General features: G+C 61.6%; 1 protein-coding gene (only partly in view). It reads left to right on the top strand.

Features of this window, described 5'->3' with window-relative positions; genetic code table 11:
• Positions 1–19,258 carry the 3' portion of a non-ribosomal peptide synthase/polyketide synthase gene (locus EEB12_RS06320; protein WP_141487528.1) on the top strand. 9,488 nt of this gene lie to the left of the window's left edge, so only the last 19,258 of its 28,746 coding nucleotides appear in the window; the start codon falls outside the window, past its left edge; it ends in the stop codon at positions 19,256–19,258.
• Positions 19,259–19,306: the final 48 nt, after the last annotated feature.

Raw genomic sequence — 19,306 nt, 5'->3', positions numbered from 1 at the left:
CGAAGCGTCGACCGTGCAGTCACTCGCCCTCCGGCTCGAGCTGCACGCCGGTTCGGGTGCCACGGCCCCACTGGTCCCGCAGTCCCGGCCCGCTCGGATCCCACTTTCGTTGGCGCAGCAGCGCATGTGGTTCCTGAACAGGTTCGAACCCGCGTCGGCAGTGAACAACGTTCCGGCGGCGATCAGGATTTCGGGCGCCCTCGACGTGGCAGCTCTCAACGCTGCCGTGCTCGATGTCGTGGGCCGACACGAATCACTGCGGACGCTGTATCCGGACGTCGACGGCGTCGGGTACCAGGAAATCCGTGACGTTCGAGACGTTGTTGTCGATCTAAGCCCCGTGTCGATCACGGAAGATCGCCTGGCTGCAGGCGTCGCAGAGCTGGCGACGGTCGGCTTCGACGTGACGTCTGAAGTCCCGTTGCGCGCCAAGCTCTTCAAAGTCGGCGACAGCGAATACGTCCTGGTGTTCGTGGTGCATCACATCTCGACCGATGGTTTCTCGATGGGCCCGTTGACCCGCGACGTGATGGTTGCCTACGAAGCACGTACACGAGCGTCCGTGCCGGCTTGGACGCCGTTGCCGGTGCAGTACGCCGATTACTCGTTGTGGCAGCGTGAGGTTCTCGGGTCCGAGGAGGATCCGCAGTCCGTGATCGCGAAGCAGATTGCGTTCTGGTCGGATGCGTTGGCTGATCTTCCGGAGCAGTTGGATCTGCCTGGCGATCGTCCGCGTCCCGAGGTCGCTTCAGGGCGCGGAGCCGAGGTCGAGTTCGATATCGACGCCACTCTGCACGAAGCTGTCAATTCGATTGCGCACAGCAGTAACTCGACACCGTTCATGGTTGTTCACGCAGCGCTCGCCGTCGTACTTTCTCGTTTGTCCGCAACGACCGACATCGCGATCGGTACACCGATCGCGGGTCGCGGTGAGGCGCAGCTCGACGATCTGATCGGTATGTTCGTCAACACTTTGGTGCTGCGTACCGAGGTTGATCCGTCGATGTCGTTCGCGGATCTGTTGGCTTCGGCGCGTGAAGTGGATCTACAGGCGTTCGCGCATGCGGATGTTCCGTTCGAGCGTGTGGTGGAGGTTCTCGATCCGGTTCGTTCGCAGGCTCGTCATCCGCTGTTTCAGGTGGCGTTGAGTTTCCAGAACCACGAACAGGCAACGCTCGAATTGGGCGACCTCGAAGTGTCGATCGAAAGTGCCGATCTTGCGTTGGCGAAATTCGACCTCCAGTTGACCCTGACCGAACGAACCGACGAGGCCGGCGCACCCGCCGGAATGTCCGCCTCGTTGGCGTATGCGACGGATCTGTTCGACGAGTCGACCGTTGTGGAATTCGGTGATCGGTTGGTACGGACCTTCCGTGCGGTGACTGCTGATCCCACCGTAGCGGTGGGTGACGTTGACATCTTGGTCGATGGTGAACGAAACCTGCTGTCCCGCTTCAGTGCTGGCAAGATCGATCGTGGTGTGGATTCGACGTTGTCGGCGTGGTTCGATGATGCTGCTGCGCGGTTTGGTGATCGGACCGCGGTGCGGTTCGGTGGCGAGTCGTTGTCGTATGCGGAGTTGTCGGTTCGGTCGAATCGGTTGGCGCGCAGGTTGATTGCTCAGGGTTGTGGTCCGGAGTCGTTGGTGGCGGTGGCGTTGCCGCGGTCGGCTGATCTTGTGGTGGCGTTGTTGGCGGTGGTGAAGTCCGGTGCGGGGTATTTGCCGGTGGATCCGTCGTATCCGGCTGATCGTGTCGAGTTCATGCTGGCCGATGCTGCTCCGGTGGCTGCGATTTCGTGGTCCGGGCGTGAGTTGGTGTTGCCCGCTGGTTTGCCGGTGGTTGATATCGACGCGGTGGATGTGTCGGAGTTCGAGGGTTCGGTGGTGACGGATGCGGATCGTGTTGCGCCGTTGCGGTCGTCGAATGTTGCGTATGTGATTTACACGTCGGGTTCGACGGGTCGCCCGAAGGGTGTGCAGGTTCCGCACATCACGGTGGCGAAGTTGTTTGCGAATACCGAGAGTGTGTACGGGTTCGACGAGTCGGATGTGTGGACGATGTTCCACAGTTATGCGTTCGACTTCTCGGTGTGGGAGTTGTGGGGTCCGCTGTTGTACGGCGGCACGTTGGTCGTCGTGGACTATGTGACGTCGCGGTCGCCGGAGCAGTTCCTGGAGTTGCTTGCTGCTGAGCGGGTGACGGTGCTCAATCAGACGCCGTCGGCGTTCTATCAGTTGGCCGAGGCTGATCGGTTGGCGTCGGAATCCGGTCAGGCCGCCGAGTTGTCGTTGCGGTGGGTTGTTTTCGGTGGCGAGGCGCTCGAGCTGCGTCGCTTGTCGGATTGGTACGGCCGCCGCGGTGACTCTGCGCCGACGTTGGTGAACATGTACGGCATCACGGAGACGACGGTGCATGTGAGCCATCGTGTGTTGGATGCTGCGTTGGCGGCGGATGCGTCGGCGAGTGTTGTGGGTCAGGCTATTTCGGGTCTGCAGGTGTTCGTGCTCGATACGCGTTTGGCTCCGGTGCCGGTTGGTGTCGCGGGTGAGATGTATGTCTCGGGTGTGCAGTTGGCTCGGGGTTATCTGGGTCAGGCGGGGTTGACGTCGACGCGGTTTGTGGCGAGTCCTTTTGCTGCTGGTGAGGTGTTGTACCGCACGGGTGATGTGGCGTCGTGGAACTGTGCTGGTGATTTGGAGTATCTGGGTCGCGCGGATGATCAGGTGAAGATCCGTGGGTTCCGGATCGAGATCGGTGAGATCGAGTCTGCGGTGTTGGCGGATGTGTCGGTGGCGCAGACGGCGGTGGTTGTTCGTGAGGATTCTCCGGGTGATCAGCGGTTGGTGGCGTATGTGGTTTCGGCTGCGGGTGTGAGCGTTTCGGTCGACGATCTTCGGGTGTCGGTGGGTTCGTTGTTGCCGGAGTACATGGTGCCGTCGGCGTTTGTGGTGTTGGATTCGATTCCGTTGACGGTGAACGGGAAGTTGGATCGTCGGGCGTTGCCGGTTCCGTCGTTGCAGGTTGCGGTGTTCCGGGCTCCGACGTCGGTGGTGGAAGAGGTTGTGGCGCAGACGTTTGCGGATGTTCTGGGCGTTGAGCGTGTTGGTTTGGATGATGATTTCTTCGCGCTCGGTGGTAATTCGCTGATTGCGACGCAGGTGACGTCTCGGTTGGGTCAGGCGTTGGATGCTTCGGTGTCGGTGCGGGAGTTGTTCGAGGCGTCGACCGTTGAAGGGCTTGCTGCCCGACTCGGTTCTCGTGTTGGTGGTGGTTCGCGTGCGGCGTTGACTGCGCAGGTGCGTCCGGCGCAGGTTCCGTTGTCGTTGGCGCAGCAGCGCATGTGGTTCCTCAACCGATTCGACACGGCATCGGCTGTCAACAATGTCCCTGTTGCCGTTCGGCTCACGGGTGCGCTCGATCTGGCCGCCCTGAATTCGGCAGTTCACGATGTTATCGGTCGCCACGAGGTTCTGCGCACGGTCTACCCCGAGGTCGACGGAATCGGCTACCAGAAGATCCTCTCGGCTGGAGATGTCTCGATCGATCTCGGTGCAGAACGCGTCACCGACGACCGAATCCAGGCGGAGCTGTATTCGTTCTTCGCCCAGGGCTTCGATGTCACCGTCGAGGTTCCGTTGCGCGCCAAGCTGTTCCAGGTCGCCGATGATGACTTCGTGTTGTCGTTCGTGGTGCATCACATCTCGACCGACGGCTTCTCGATGAGCCCGTTGACCCGCGACGTGATGACCGCCTACTACGCCAGAACCAACGGCCAGGCTCCGACCTGGACGCCGTTGTCGGTGCAGTATGCCGACTACGCGTTGTGGCAGCGTGAGGTTCTCGGGTCCGAGGACGATCCGGAGTCAATCATCGCGCAGCAGATCAACTACTGGTCCGATGCCCTGGCCGACCTGCCCGAGCAGCTGGACCTTCCCAGTGATCGCACCCGCCCCGAGATCGCAACGGGACAAGGAGCGAACCACACCTTCACCATCGACCCGCAACTGTGGGCCGATGTGGAAGCAACAGGTCAGGCGACGGGCGCAACCCCGTTCATGGTCGTCCACTCTGCGCTGGCCGTGCTGCTGGCACGGTTGTCCGCGACCACCGACATCGCAATCGGCGCTCCTGTCGCGGGTCGCGGTGAGGCGCAGCTCGACGATCTGATCGGTATGTTCGTCAACACTTTGGTGCTGCGTACCGAGGTTGATCCGTCGATGTCGTTCGCGGATCTGTTGGCTTCTGCGCGGGAAGTGGATCTGCAGGCGTTTGCCCACGCTGACGTTCCGTTCGAGCGGATCGTTGAAGCGCTCGATCCGGTGCGTTCGCAGGCACACCACCCGCTGTTCCAGGTGGCATTGACCTTCCAGAACCTTGGCCAGAGTGCTCTCGAACTGCCCGGACTCACCGCCGCTGCTGTGGAATTCGACGCAGCACTGGCCAAGTTCGATCTGCAATTCACTCTTGAAGACGCCGCTGACGCCGGTATGTCCGGCACTCTGACCTACACGACGGATCTGTTCGACGCGTCGACAGCGGCCGAGTTCGCTGATCGCTTCGTGTCCGTCCTCCGTGGCGTTGTCGCGAATCCGACTGCTGCCGTTGGCGACGTGGATGTTCTGACCGCCGGTGAGTTGGATCGCGTTCTGTCATGGAGCGACACGGGTGTCGATCGTGGTGTGGATTCGACGTTGTCGGCGTGGTTCGATGATGCTGCTGCGCGGTTTGGTGATCGGACCGCGGTGCGGTTCGGTGGCGAGTCGTTGTCGTATGCGGAGTTGTCGGTTCGGTCGAATCGGTTGGCGCGCAGGTTGATTGCTCAGGGTTGTGGTCCGGAGTCGTTGGTGGCGGTGGCGTTGCCGCGGTCGGCTGATCTTGTGGTGGCGTTGTTGGCGGTGGTGAAGTCCGGTGCGGGGTATTTGCCGGTGGATCCGTCGTATCCGGCTGATCGTGTCGAGTTCATGCTGGCCGATGCTGCTCCGGTGGCTGCGATTTCGTGGTCCGGGCGTGAGTTGGTGTTGCCCGCTGGTTTGCCGGTGGTTGATATCGACGCGGTGGATGTGTCGGAGTTCGAGGGTTCGGTGGTGACGGATGCGGATCGTGTTGCGCCGTTGCGGTCGTCGAATGTTGCGTATGTGATTTACACGTCGGGTTCGACGGGTCGCCCGAAGGGTGTGCAGGTTCCGCACATCACGGTGGCGAAGTTGTTTGCGAATACCGAGAGTGTGTACGGGTTCGACGAGTCGGATGTGTGGACGATGTTCCACAGTTATGCGTTCGACTTCTCGGTGTGGGAGTTGTGGGGTCCGCTGTTGTACGGCGGCACGTTGGTCGTCGTGGACTATGTGACGTCGCGGTCGCCGGAGCAGTTCCTGGAGTTGCTTGCTGCTGAGCGGGTGACGGTGCTCAATCAGACGCCGTCGGCGTTCTATCAGTTGGCCGAGGCTGATCGGTTGGCGTCGGAATCCGGTCAGGCCGCCGAGTTGTCGTTGCGGTGGGTTGTTTTCGGTGGCGAGGCGCTCGAGCTGCGTCGCTTGTCGGATTGGTACGGCCGCCGCGGTGACTCTGCGCCGACGTTGGTGAACATGTACGGCATCACGGAGACGACGGTGCATGTGAGCCATCGTGTGTTGGATGCTGCGTTGGCGGCGGATGCGTCGGCGAGTGTTGTGGGTCAGGCTATTTCGGGTCTGCAGGTGTTCGTGCTCGATACGCGTTTGGCTCCGGTGCCGGTTGGTGTCGCGGGTGAGATGTATGTCTCGGGTGTGCAGTTGGCTCGGGGTTATCTGGGTCAGGCGGGGTTGACGTCGACGCGGTTTGTGGCGAGTCCTTTTGCTGCTGGTGAGGTGTTGTACCGCACGGGTGATGTGGCGTCGTGGAACTGTGCTGGTGATTTGGAGTATCTGGGTCGCGCGGATGATCAGGTGAAGATCCGTGGGTTCCGGATCGAGATCGGTGAGATCGAGTCTGCGGTGTTGGCGGATGTGTCGGTGGCGCAGACGGCGGTGGTTGTTCGTGAGGATTCTCCGGGTGATCAGCGGTTGGTGGCGTATGTGGTTTCGGCTGCGGGTGTGAGCGTTTCGGTCGACGATCTTCGGGTGTCGGTGGGTTCGTTGTTGCCGGAGTACATGGTGCCGTCGGCGTTTGTGGTGTTGGATTCGATTCCGTTGACGGTGAACGGGAAGTTGGATCGTCGGGCGTTGCCGGTTCCGTCGTTGCAGGTTGCGGTGTTCCGGGCTCCGACGTCGGTGGTGGAAGAGGTTGTGGCGCAGACGTTTGCGGATGTTCTGGGCGTTGAGCGTGTTGGTTTGGATGATGATTTCTTCGCGCTCGGTGGTAATTCGCTGATTGCGACGCAGGTGACGTCTCGGTTGGGTCAGGCGTTGGATGCTTCGGTGTCGGTGCGGGAGTTGTTCGAGGCGTCGACCGTTGAAGGGCTTGCTGCCCGACTCGGTTCTCGTGTTGGTGGTGGTTCGCGTGCGGCGTTGACTGCGCAGGTGCGTCCGGCGCAGGTTCCGTTGTCGTTGGCGCAGCAGCGCATGTGGTTCCTCAACCAGTTGGATACGAACTCGGCAGGGAACAATGTTCCGGTTGCGATCACGCTCACCGGAAAACTGGACGTGTCGGGGCTGGAACAGGCTGTCTCGGACGTTGTCGGCCGCCATGAGGTTCTCCGCACGGTCTACCCCGAGGTCGACGGAATCGGCTACCAGAAGATCGTTGCACCGGCTGATGTCGGCGTGAACCTCGCTGCAACCTTGGTCTCGGATTCAGAGATTGTTTCCGAGGTAACGAACTTCGTGGCGACGGGTTTCGACGTGACAACCGAGGTTCCGTTGCGCGCCAGGCTTTTCCAGACCAAGGCCGACGAGCACGTTCTCGTATTCGTGGTGCATCACATCTCGACCGACGGTTTCTCGATGGGCCCGCTGACCCGCGACATCATGACCGCCTACTACGCCAGAACCAACGGCCAGGCTCCGACCTGGACGCCGTTGCCGGTGCAGTATGCCGATTACTCGTTGTGGCAGCGTGAGGTTCTCGGGTCCGAGGACGATCCGCAGTCAATCATCGCGCAGCAGATCACTTACTGGGCGCAAGCATTGGACGGCGTGCCCGAACAGTTGAATCTTCCCGGGGATCGGGCCCGGCCGGCGGTATTCTCCGGTCAGGGAGCAACATTCGAATTCTCGATCGGTCAGGAACTGCATGAGCGGCTGATCGGTGTCGGTCGTGAGCACAATGCGTCGATGTTCATGGTGGTCCATTCGGCGCTGGCATCACTTCTCGCACGTCTGTCGGGAACAACGGACATCACCATCGGCGCGCCGATGGCAGGACGAGGTGAATCCGAACTCGACGATCTGATCGGAATGTTCGTCAACACCTTGGTGCTACGTACCGAGGTTGATCCTTCGGCCCCGTTTACCACACTTCTGTCGTCGGCTCGAGAGACCGATCTTCAGGCGTTCGCGCACTCGGACCTTCCCTTCGAGCGGCTCGTGGAAGTGCTGGATCCCGTTCGGTCGAGGGCACACCACCCGCTGTTCCAGGTGGCATTGGCGTTCCAGAACCTGGGGCAGAATTCGTTGGCTCTGCCGGGTCTGACGGCCGCCGAGTTCGCAATCGACGAGACTGTGGCCAAGTTCGACCTGCAGCTCACGATCAGTGAGGTATCAGAAGGGCTGTCGGCGACGTTCACGTACGCGACGGATCTGTTCGACGAATCGACCGTCCGCGGATTCGCCGCACGATTGATGCGCATCCTGAACGGAATTGCGACGGACCCCGCAACTTCAGTGGGTGACATCGAAATCCTCGACTCGTCCGAGCGTGAGGTTCTGACGAGTCAAAGGGCTTCGTCAGGAGTAGCGCAGGCGCCGTTGGCCGAGATTCTTGCCGACGCTGCTGCGCGTTACCCGGACAACGTCGCATTGCGCTACCCCGGCACGGCGCAGGCCGTTGCCGGTAGGTCCATGACGTATCGCGAGGTCGACGAGTGGTCGTCGAAGCTGGCCCGCGTTTTGATCAACCGTGGTCTCGGGGCTGAAGATCTTGTGGCGGTGTCGATTCCGAGATCCGTCGAATCGGTACTCGCGGTCTGGGCAGTGTCGAAGACCGGGGCAGCGGTCGTTCCGATCGATCCGCACTATCCGGCAGACCGTATCGCGCACATGCTCAGCGACTCTGGTGCAAAGGTAGGCCTGACCCTCGACGTCGAACGTCCGAACCTCACCGACGACGTCGAGTGGTTGGTCGTGGACGGACCACGTGGCGAACAGATGACCGCCGGAGTGTCCGGAGCGCCAATCGATGCCGAGGAACGTGTCCGTCCACTGACGACTGCTCATCCTGCCTGGGTGATCTACACTTCCGGCACGACCGGACTGCCGAAGGGCGTTGTCGCGACCAACGCCGGTCTGGCGAGCTTCAGTGTCACTCAGGCCGCGCATTACCTCGTGAAGCCCACCTCGCGGACACTGCACTTCGCGTCACCGAGTTTCGACGCGTCGATGCTCGAGTTGTTCCTCGCGGTGGCCACCGGCGCGACGATGGTCATCGTCCCGCCTGGCGTGTACGGCGGCGACGAACTGGCTGAGGTGTTCCGTAGCGAACGAGTCACGCATGCGTTCATCACACCAGCGGCTCTGGCGTCGATGGACCCGAGCGGCCTGGACGACCTGACGGTCGTAGGCGTGGGTGGCGAAGCGTATTCGCCGGAACTGATCAGCAAGTGGACGACAGGTGACGGCTCGACCGCATCGGCTTCGGCTCCCAGGACGTTCTTGAATGTCTACGGCCCGACCGAGACGACGATCGTGACGAACGTCAGCGTTCCGCTTCTGCCGGGTGACCGAATGGACATCGGCGCCACGATCGGTGACATGGCCGCTTTCGTTCTGGACACACGACTCAATCCAGTTCCACTCGGAGTCTCGGGCGAGCTGTATCTGTCCGGTCCTCAGGTGACCCGCGGCTATCATCGTCGCCCGGGCTTGAGCGCCGATCGATTCGTGGCAAACCCGCACGGTAATCCGGGCGAGCGAATGTACCGAACCGGTGACGTGGTGCGCTGGGTCGCTGGAACCGCACCCTCCACCTACGCCGTGGAATACGTGGGCCGCAACGATTTCCAGGTCAAGATTCGCGGTTTCCGTATCGAACTCGGTGAGATCGATGCGTCATTGACCGCACACCCCGAGGTCGAGTTCGCTGCGACGATGGGTACGACCCTGCCGTCGGGTGCTCCGGCACTGGTGTCGTACGTGTTCACCGGAAAGAACGCTTCGGTCACTTCGGCGGAATTGATCGAATTCGTCTCCAGAACCCTTCCGGCTCACATGGTTCCGGCTTCGATAATGGTCTCCTCGGACATGCCACTGAGCCCGGCCGGCAAGCTGGACCGAAAAGCGCTCCCAGCGCCGGTCTTCGAGACCAAGGAATTCCGCGCCCCGGTTACCGAGATGGAACAAGTCCTGAGCGAGATCTTCGCGGACGTTCTCGGTCTGGATCGAATCGGAACGGACGACTCGTTCTTCGCGCAGGGCGGCGACTCGATCATGTCGATCCAGCTCGTCTCGCGGGCGAAGGCACGTGGGGTCGTATTCGCACCCAGTGACGTCTTCGAGAGCAAGACTGTCGCGGCATTGGCCGAAGTGGCGAAGTATGCCGCCGACGTCGAGGCCGCGGTGGTGCTCGAGGAGTTGCCGGGCGGTGGAGTCGGCTGGATGCCGTTGACGCCGATCGAACGATTCATGGTCGAGCGCGGTGGCAGCTACAACCGATTCACACAGACGATGACTCTCGAGCTTCCACTCGGAGCGCAGCGAACCGACATCGTGCGAACCCTCGCCGCCGTCATCGACCACCATGACATGTTCCGATCGCGGTTGATCTCCGACGGTCGCGGCTGGGGAATGTCGGTCTCCGAGCCGGGAACCGTGGACGTCGAGGATCTACTCAGCCGGGTGGATGTTGATGCGTCCTCGGACGAGTCGACAATTGTTCTCACGGCTTCCAAGGGCCTCGACGAGGCTCTCGGCCGGTTGAATCCGGCAGGCGGCGTGATGGTTCAGTTCGTGTGGGTCGACTTCGGTCCCACTCGCACCGGGCGCTTGATCATTGCTGCGCATCACTTGATCGTCGACGGGGTTTCCTGGCGAATCATTGTTCCGGATCTGGTGTCGGCTGCGGCTCAGATGGCCGGGGCGAGCGGAGCGACGGGGGATGTGGCTCTCGAACCTACGGGTACGTCGATGCGACGCTGGGCTCATGCTTTGTCCGAAGAGGCCCATCGGGATTCGCGTGTGGCCGAGCTGGATACGTGGCGGAAGGTGTTGCAGACACCGGACCCGGTGCTGGGTAAGAGGGCGTACGACTCTGCCGTCGACGTTGCGGCAACGGTTCAGCGGATAAGCGTGACGGTCCCCACTCAGGTGACGGAGACTCTGTTGACCACGCTGCCGGAGGTTTTCAACGGCGGCGCCAACGACGGCCTGCTCGCTGGACTGGCACTCGCGCTGATCGAGTGGCGTCGCCGAGCCGGAATCGACTCGACGTCTGCCTTGCTGCAACTCGAGGGCCACGGTCGCGAAGAAGCCGTGATTCCTGGCGCGGATCTGTCAAGGACCGTTGGCTGGTTCACCGCTGCCTTCCCGATCAGTCTCGATCTTTCCGAGGTAGATCTGGGTGACGCTTTCGCCGGAGGTGATTCGGCGGGACGCGCGATCAAAGCAGTGAAGGAACAGCTGCTGGCGATCCCGGACAAGGGCGTCGGGTACGGACTGCTGCGCTACCTGAACGAAGACACGCGCGCAGTGCTTTCTCGCTTCGCCGGGGGACAGGTCAGCTTCAACTACCTGGGACGAGTTGTCGCCGAGGATCTTCCGGCAGGCGTCGAGGGACTCGGGTGGCTGCCGGCCGGCGATTTCGCCAAGGTGTCGGCACCCGAAGACGTCGACATGCCCGCAAACAAGGTCGTCGACATCAATGCGATCGTCAACGACGGCGCAGACGGTGCTGTTCTGGAGGCCTCTTTCGCATACCCCGTCGGTGCCATCGACGGCGAGAGTGTCGAGACATTTGCACAGATTTGGGTCGAAGCACTGACTGCCCTGGTGGAGCATTCTCGCTCCGTCGGAGCCGGTGGACTCACACCGTCCGACGTGCCGCTTGTCTCCGTGAGCCAACGAGATATCGACGGGTTCGAGAATCGATTCGGTACGGTGACCGACATCTGGCCCCTGGCACCGCTGCAGTCCGGTTTGCTCTTCCACGCGATGTTGGCGGAATCCAGCGTCGACCTCTACTCGGTGCAGATGATTCTCACTCTGTCCGGGAAGGTGGATTCCGACCGATTGCGCACTGCAGCACAGGGAATCATCGACCGTTATGCGAACCTGCGAACGGCATTCACGGCCGACGACGACGGAACGCCGGTCCAGATAGTCCTCGAAGATGTTGCCGTCCCGTGGCGGAACATCGATCTCAGCGATATCGCGGCGGTCGACCGTGAGGCAGCCCTGGACGAAGTTTTGACAGCTGACCAGGCGACACACTTCGACATGGCATCACCGCCGTTGATTCGGTTCACCTTCGTCACCATGGCGGAGGGGGACTATCGCTTGGTGGTGGCGAATCACCACATTATTCTCGACGGTTGGTCGGTGCCACTGCTCTTGCAGAACCTGTTGGCGCTGTACGCGACGCGTGGTGACGACTCGGTTCTTCCGCGTGTGCGTAGCTATCGCAATTACCTGGCGTGGCTTGTCGATCAGGATCGTGATCGATCACTCACGGCCTGGGCGGATGCGCTTTCCGGCGTCGAAGAGCCGACGCTGCTTGCTCAGGTCACAGGCGGACAGGAATTCACCGCGCTGTCACAGAAGCTGAACGTGTCGATGTCGTCGGAGACAACCGCGGCGCTCACCGCTCTGGCCGCACGACTCGGGGTCACCGCCAACACGATCGTGCAGAGCGCGTGGGCGGTCCTGCTCGGTGCGTTGACCGGAACCGACGACGTTGTCTTCGGTGCAACAGTGTCCGGCCGGCCACCGGCGCTCACCGGCGTCGAATCGATGGTCGGGTTGTTCATCAACACCCTTCCCGTGCGGGTGCGCCTCGACGCCGCGGAGTCCGTCGAAGAATTGGTTGCCAGGGTCCAGATCGAGCAGGCGAGAATGCTTGATCATCACTATCTCGGTTTGACCGATGTCCAGAAAGCAGCGGACGTCGGAACACTGTTCGACACGTTGGTTGTATTCGAGTCGTACCCGGTCGACCGTGAGGGCCTCGCCGCACAGGCGGATGTTCTCGACGGAATGATGATCGACGACATCGCCTCGGACGATTCCACGAACTACCCGTTGACCCTGCTGATCGCACTCGACGAGCAGTTGCACTTGACGCTGCGGTACCTACCGGACTTCTTCGATGCCGACTACGCAACTGCGTTGCTGGACAGAGTTCTTCGACTGCTCTCCTCCGTAGCCACCGATCCTTCGGTGCGTGTTGGTGACGTTGATATTTTGGATTCTGTTGAGCGTTCGTTGGTGCTCGAGGGGTGGAATGACACGGCTCGGGTTGTGTCGGGTGTGTCGGTGTTGGATGGGTTCGATGCGCAGGTGGCGGCGTCTCCGGGTGCGGTGGCGCTCTCGTTCGAGGGTCAGTCTCTGTCGTATGCGGAGTTCGATGCTCGGGTGAATCGTTTTGCCAGGTATTTGGTTTCGGTGGGTGTGGGGCCGGAGTCGTTGGTGGGTGTTGCGGTTCGTCGGTCGGTTGATTTGTTGGTTGCGGTTTACGGTGTGCTCAGGGCTGGTGGTGGGTATGTTCCGGTGGATCCGGATCAGCCTGCGGAGCGTAATGGGTATGTGTTGGAGTCGGCGTCGCCGGTGTGTGTGGTCAGTACGTCTGATGTTGGTTTCGATGCTGGTGTTGTGCCGGTGGTCGAGGTTGATGTTGTTGATGTGTCTGGTTTTTCGGGTGCGCCTGTCTCTGATGTGGATCGGGTTGCGCCGTTGCGGTCGGGGAATACGGCGTATGTGATTTTCACGTCGGGGTCGACGGGTCGGCCGAAGGGGGTGGCGGTCAGTCATCGCAGTGTGGTCAATCAGGTGTCGTGGTTGGCGGAGCGTTATGCGGTGTCGGGTTCTGATGTGGTGTTGTTCAAGACTCCGGTGACGTTCGATGTGTCGGTGTGGGAGTTGTTTGTTCCGTTGGCGGTGGGTGCTCGGTTGGTGGTGGCTACTCATGACGGTCATCGGGATCCGGGGTATTTGGCGTCGGTGGTGGCGGCGGAGTCGGTGTCGATGGTGTCGTTTGTGCCGTCGATGTTGGAGGTGTTCGTCGATCAGGTTGTCGAGACGTCGGAGGCGACGATCTCGCGCCTCGGTGGTGGTGGGTTGGGTTCGTTGCGGGTGATTTTCGCGGCGGGTGAGGCGTTGCCGGCGTCGGTGGTGCGTCGGGTGTTGTCGGTGTTGCCGTCGGTTGAGGTTCATAATTTGTATGGTCCGACGGAGTTCACGGTGCATGCGACGGCGGCGGGTCCGCTCGATGGTGTGGGTGTGGTGGTGCCGATGGGTGCTCCGGTGTGGAATTCGTCGGTGTTGGTGTTGGATTCGCGGTTGCGTCCGGTGCCGGTGGGTGTTGCGGGTGAGTTGTATTTGTCGGGTGTGCAGGTCGCTCGTGGGTATTTCGGGCGGGTGGATTTGTCGGCGGAGCGGTTTGTGGCGAATCCGTTCGGCGTGTCGGGTTCGCGGATGTATCGCACGGGGGATGTGGTGCGGTGGATCGGTGTGTCGGGTGAGCTCGAGTATGTCGGTCGTAGTGATTTTCAGGTGAAGTTGCGTGGTCAGCGGATCGAGTTGGGGGAGATCGAGTCTGCGGTTCGGGATCAGGTGGGTGTGGGTTCTGTGGTGGTGGTGGTGTGGCGTGATCAGTTGGTTGCGTATGTCACTGCTGCGGTGGGATCTTCGGTTGATGTTGATGTGGTGAAGGTGGGTGTGGGGGAGCGGTTGGCGTCGTATATGGTGCCGTCGCAGTTTGTGGTGTTGGATGCGTTTCCGCTCAATGCTTCGGGGAAGTTGGATCGGAAGTTGTTGCCGGAGCCGGTGTTCGAGGCCGCGGTGTTCAGGGCTCCGGTGACGGCGGTGGAGGAGATCGTCGCGTCGGTGTTCGCTGAGGTGTTGGGTGTTGATCGGGTGGGTCTCGATGACGATTTCTTCGAGCTCGGCGGCAACTCCCTCAACGCCACTCGCACGATCAAGCGAATCGCCGATGCTCTCGATACCGAACTTTCGGTTCGAGTTCTGTTCGAAGCGTCCACGGTGCAGGATCTCGCGGCACATGCCGAAAGCCGGACCGGTTCGGGTGGGCGAGTCGCGCTGACCGCTGTCGAACGGCCAGAGCGGATTCCGCTTTCGTTGGCGCAGCAGCGTATGTGGTTCCTCAACCGATTCGACGGGAGCGCTGCTGCATACAACATCCCGATGGCGCTGCGCCTTCAGGGTGATCTCGATGTCTCGGCGCTGAGCGCGGCCATCTCTGATGTGATCGGGCGGCACGAATCACTTCGAACCGTCTACCCGGAAATCGGAGACGGTCCGGTGCAGGTCGTCAAGCCCGTGTCGAGTTGGTCGGACGAAATCGTCGCAGAACCGACCGGCGTGGACGAACTCGAAGGTGAGTTGGTCGCGCTGGCGTCGACGCGCTTCGACGTCACACGCGAGATCCCGATTCGTATCCGGTTGTTCCAGTTGGCTTCCGACGAATACGTACTCGGTGTCGCGATTCATCATATTTCCGCCGACGGTTCCTCGATGGCACCGTTCGCTCGAGATGTCGTGACCGCATACGCCTCGCGGGTTGCCGGGTACACACCGTCCTGGGCTCCTCTCGACGTTCAGTACGCCGACTACAGCCTGTGGCAGCGAGAGGTGCTGGGCCGTGAGGAAGACCCGGGATCTATCGCTTCGCAGCAGATTGCGTACTGGAGCGATGCTCTCGCCGGGCTGCCTGATCAGCTTGCACTTCCAGCTGACCGGCCGCGCCCCGCGACGCAGTCCTTCCGCGGCGGTTACCTGCACTTCGATATCAATGCAGAGTTGCATGCTCGGCTGAGCGGTCTTGCCAGGGCAAACAATTCGACGCTGTTCATGCTCACGCACACTGCGTTCGCGATGCTGTTGGCTCGACTGTCCGGAACCGAGGACATCGCGGTGGGTACGCCCATTGCCGGACGCGGTGAGCGGGCACTCGACGATCTCATCGGCATGTTCGTGAACACCTTGGTGTTCCGTACGCAGATCGACAGCGGTGCGCCGTTCCTCGACCTGCTCGGACGTGTCAGGGAGACCGACCTTCAAGCGTTCGCACATTCGGACGTTCCGTTCGAGCGACTCGTGGAGGTGCTCAACCCTCCGCGTTCGACCGCTCGTCATCCGCTCTATCAGGTCGGCTTCCTGTTCCAGAACATGGAAACCGGAGGGCTCGAGCTTCCGGGACTCACCGTCAAGGGCGTCGATATCGACAATGGGGTCGCGCAGTTCGATCTTCAGTTGATCGTCAGTGATCGTTACGACGCCGACGGATCTGCAGCCGGCATCACGTCGATGTTCAGCTACGCGCATGATCTGTTCGACGAGTCGACCGTGCAGGACTTCGCCGATCGATTCGTGCGATTGCTCGGGGAGATCGCGTCGGATCCGTCGTTGACCGTCGGCGACTTCGCGCTGATGGATTCGTCCGAGAGCGACCGGATCCTGAACCGCTGGAACGACACCGATCACCCCGTCCCGGGAGCCACTCTGGTCGAACTGTTCGACGAGCAGGTCGGTTCGAACCCAGGTGCGGTGGCATTGGTCGCCGGGAACACGTCGCTGACCTACGCCGAGTTCGATGCACGTGTCAACCGTCTCGCACGCCATCTGATTGCAACCGGTGTCGGTCCGGAGTCGTTGGTCGCGTTGGCAATCGAGCGATCGGTCGAACTGTTGGTCGCCATGTACGCGGTGGTGAAGGCAGGTGGTGGATACGTACCGATCGATCCGAACCACCCGGCCGATCGCATCGAGTACGTGTTGACCATGGCAGATCCGGTCTGCGTCCTCACTACCTCGACCACTGCGAAGAATCCGGCGTTCGGTGATTCTGTGATCGAGATGGACACGATCGATCTCGCGTCCTACGCGGACGCGATGGTTACCGATAGGGATCGCAGTGCTCCACTGCGAGCGGACAACACCGCCTATGTGATCTTCACGTCGGGATCGACGGGGCGGCCGAAGGGCGTCGCGATCTCGCATCGGGCGGTGGTCAACCAGATTCTCTGGAAGCGCGATCAGTACGGCCTGGACCGATCCGATGCGATGGTGCTCAAGACGGCGGCAACCTTCGACCTCTCGGTCTGGGAGTTCTGGTCGGCACTGACTTCCGGTGCACGACTGGTGATCGCCGAACCTGAAGGTCACAAGGACCCGAGCTACCTGCTCGACCTGATGACGCGGGAGAAGGTCACGACGCTCCACGTGGTGCCGTCGATGCTCGCGATGTTGCAGTCGGCGTCGGAAAATAGTCTTCCGGAATCGCTTCGTCAGGTGCTCGCGATCGGTGAAGCGTTGCCGGCCGCGACGGCCACCGAGTTTGCAGAACTCAGCGACGCGCAGTTGGTGAATCTGTACGGTCCGACCGAGGCCGCGGTCTCGGTGACAGCGCACGTCGTCGGTTCGGACGATACGACGTCGGTGCCGATCGGTGCCCCCGAATGGAACACGCAGGTGTTCGTGCTCGACACGCGTTTGCATCCGGTCCCCGTCGGAGTCACCGGGGAGCTTTACCTCGCCGGTGCTCAGCTTGCTCGCGGCTATCACGGGCGCGCGGATCTGACGTCGGAACGATTTGTGGCCAACGTCTTCGGTGACGCGGGTTCGCGGTTGTACCGCACGGGCGACCTCGTCCGGTGGACGCAGAACGGCGAACTCGACTACGTGGAGCGCGCCGACTTCCAGGTCAAGATCCGTGGCTACCGCATCGAACTCGGTGAGATCGAAGCGCTTCTTCGCAAGCAGGCCAGCGTGGACTCCGCTGTGGTGGTGGCCAAGTCGGATGCGCGTACCGGTGATCGACTTGTCGGCTACGTCGTTCCTCAAAGCGGGGAAAGCATCGATGTCGAAACCTTGAAGCGGACTCTTGTGGCTGAGTTGCCGAGTTACATGGTGCCGGCGGCATTGATGGTCTTGGACGAACTACCGCTCAACATCAACGGCAAGGTCGATCGCAAAGCCCTGCCCGACCCCGAATTCGAGGCGACCGAATTCCGTGCGCCGACCAACCCCGTCGAAGAGATCGTGGCGGGTGTGTTCGCTGACGTACTCGGTGTGGCGAGGGTCGGCCTCGACGACGACTTCTTCGAGCTCGGCGGAAACTCTCTCGTCGCGACGCAGGTCGTGTCGAGGCTGGGTGAGGCGTTGGACGCGCAGATTCCGGTCCGTGTGATCTTCGAGGCCTCGACTGTCGGGGCATTGGCGTCGAGGGTTCTCGAACACGCGGGATCGGGTGGCCGCCCACCGTTGGTGGCCCAGGTGCGTCCGCACGAGATCCCGCTGTCGTTGGCGCAGCAACGTATGTGGGTGCTCAATCAGTTCGACAAGACCTCGGGTGCGTACAACATCCCGGTCGCGATCCGGTTGTCCGGCGCTCTCGATGTCGACGCACTTCACTCCGCGGTGTCGGATCTGATCGAGCGTCACGAAGTGCTCCGGACGGTATACCCGGACCAGGGCAACGGACCGGTTCAGATGATCCTGCCTCGCTCCGCAGCGACGGTGGGACTGGAAGTGATCGCAACCGACGAAGCGTCGGTCGCCGAGCAGGTGGCTGACACAGTTCGCGAGAGCTTCGATGTCACGACAGCCGTTCCGTTGCGAATCCGTCTCTTCGAGGTCGACGAATCCGAGCGGGTCCTCGTCGTTGTCATTCACCACATCAGCGGTGACGGCTTCTCGATGGCTCCGTTGATCAGAGACACCATGGTTGCGTACACCGCACGTACCGGCGGGGAGACGCCGGAGTGGGCTCCGCTCGAGGTGCAGTACGCCGACTACACGCTGTGGCAGCGTGATGTCCTCGGATCGCCGGAGGACGCGGACAGTCAGCTGGGCCGTCAACTCGCGTACTGGGTGAACGAGCTCAAGGGCACTCCGGAGCTTCTGGAACTGCCGACCGACCGGCCGCGGCCGGCGCGCGCGAGCATGCGCGGTGCGGAATTCGAGTTTGCCGTCGATTCCGAGACCACGGACCGGCTCGCGACGATCGCACGGGAGCAGAACTCGACAGTCTTCATGGTGGTTCACACTGCCCTGTCCGTGCTGCTGGCGAAGATGAGTGGATCGAACGACATCGCAATCGGTACGCCGATCGCGGGTCGAGGTGAGCGGGCTCTCGACGATCTTGTCGGGATGTTCGTCAACACCTTGGTCCTGCGAACGGAGATCGCTCCTGCTTCGACTTTCGTCGACCTTCTGGGGCACGTGAAGGACAAGGACTTGTCGGCATTCGCCAATGCCGACGTACCGTTCGAGCGGTTGGTCGACGAATTGGGGCGAGAGCGCTCTCACGCATACTCGCCGCTCTTCCAGGTCATGCTCACATTCCAGAACATGGCTCTTGGTACGTTCCAACTCCCAGGCCTGGAACTCTCTGCGGTCGACAGCGGTTTCGATCAGGCGATGTTCGATCTGCAGCTCACCGGTATCGAGCAATTCGACGATGCCGGGGTGCTGTCCGGGCTGAGGATGCGTTTCACCTATGCGACCGACCTGTTCGACGAATCGACCATCGCTCTTTTCGCGGCGCGATTCGGGCGGGTGCTCGAAGAACTGGTGACCGATCCCGGGGTCGTGATTCGTACGATCGACATCGTGACCGATCAGGAACGCGAGGAAGCGAGCGCTGCCGAGCCGAAGTCCGCGGCAGATCTGCCCGAACTGGCAGCCGCGGCGGCGGCCGCCGATCCTGAGGCAATTGCGTTCACCCACGGTGATCAGGCGGTCACCTTCGGTGAGTTGTCGACCAAACTCGTTGCCATGCGTACCGCCATGGGCGCTGCTCTGGCTCCCGATGCACTGGTTTCGGTGTCGCTCGCCGGCCTTGTTCCGGGCATCCTGCCGGCACTTGGCGTCGACGGTCTCGCCACACTTGTGAGCTCGGTGATAGCTGACGCACAGTCGGTGTCAGCGGGCCGTGGGGGTACGGCCGGGTAACATTCAGTATTTGCCCAGTGAACGCCTCCGGCCGAGCAGAACGCTGTG

The organism is Rhodococcus sp. WS1 (genome assembly GCF_003797745.1).
Classification (GTDB): Bacteria; Actinomycetota; Actinomycetes; order Mycobacteriales; family Mycobacteriaceae; genus Rhodococcus_F; species Rhodococcus_F erythropolis.
This window is presented reverse-complemented; position numbering and strand designations above follow the sequence as displayed.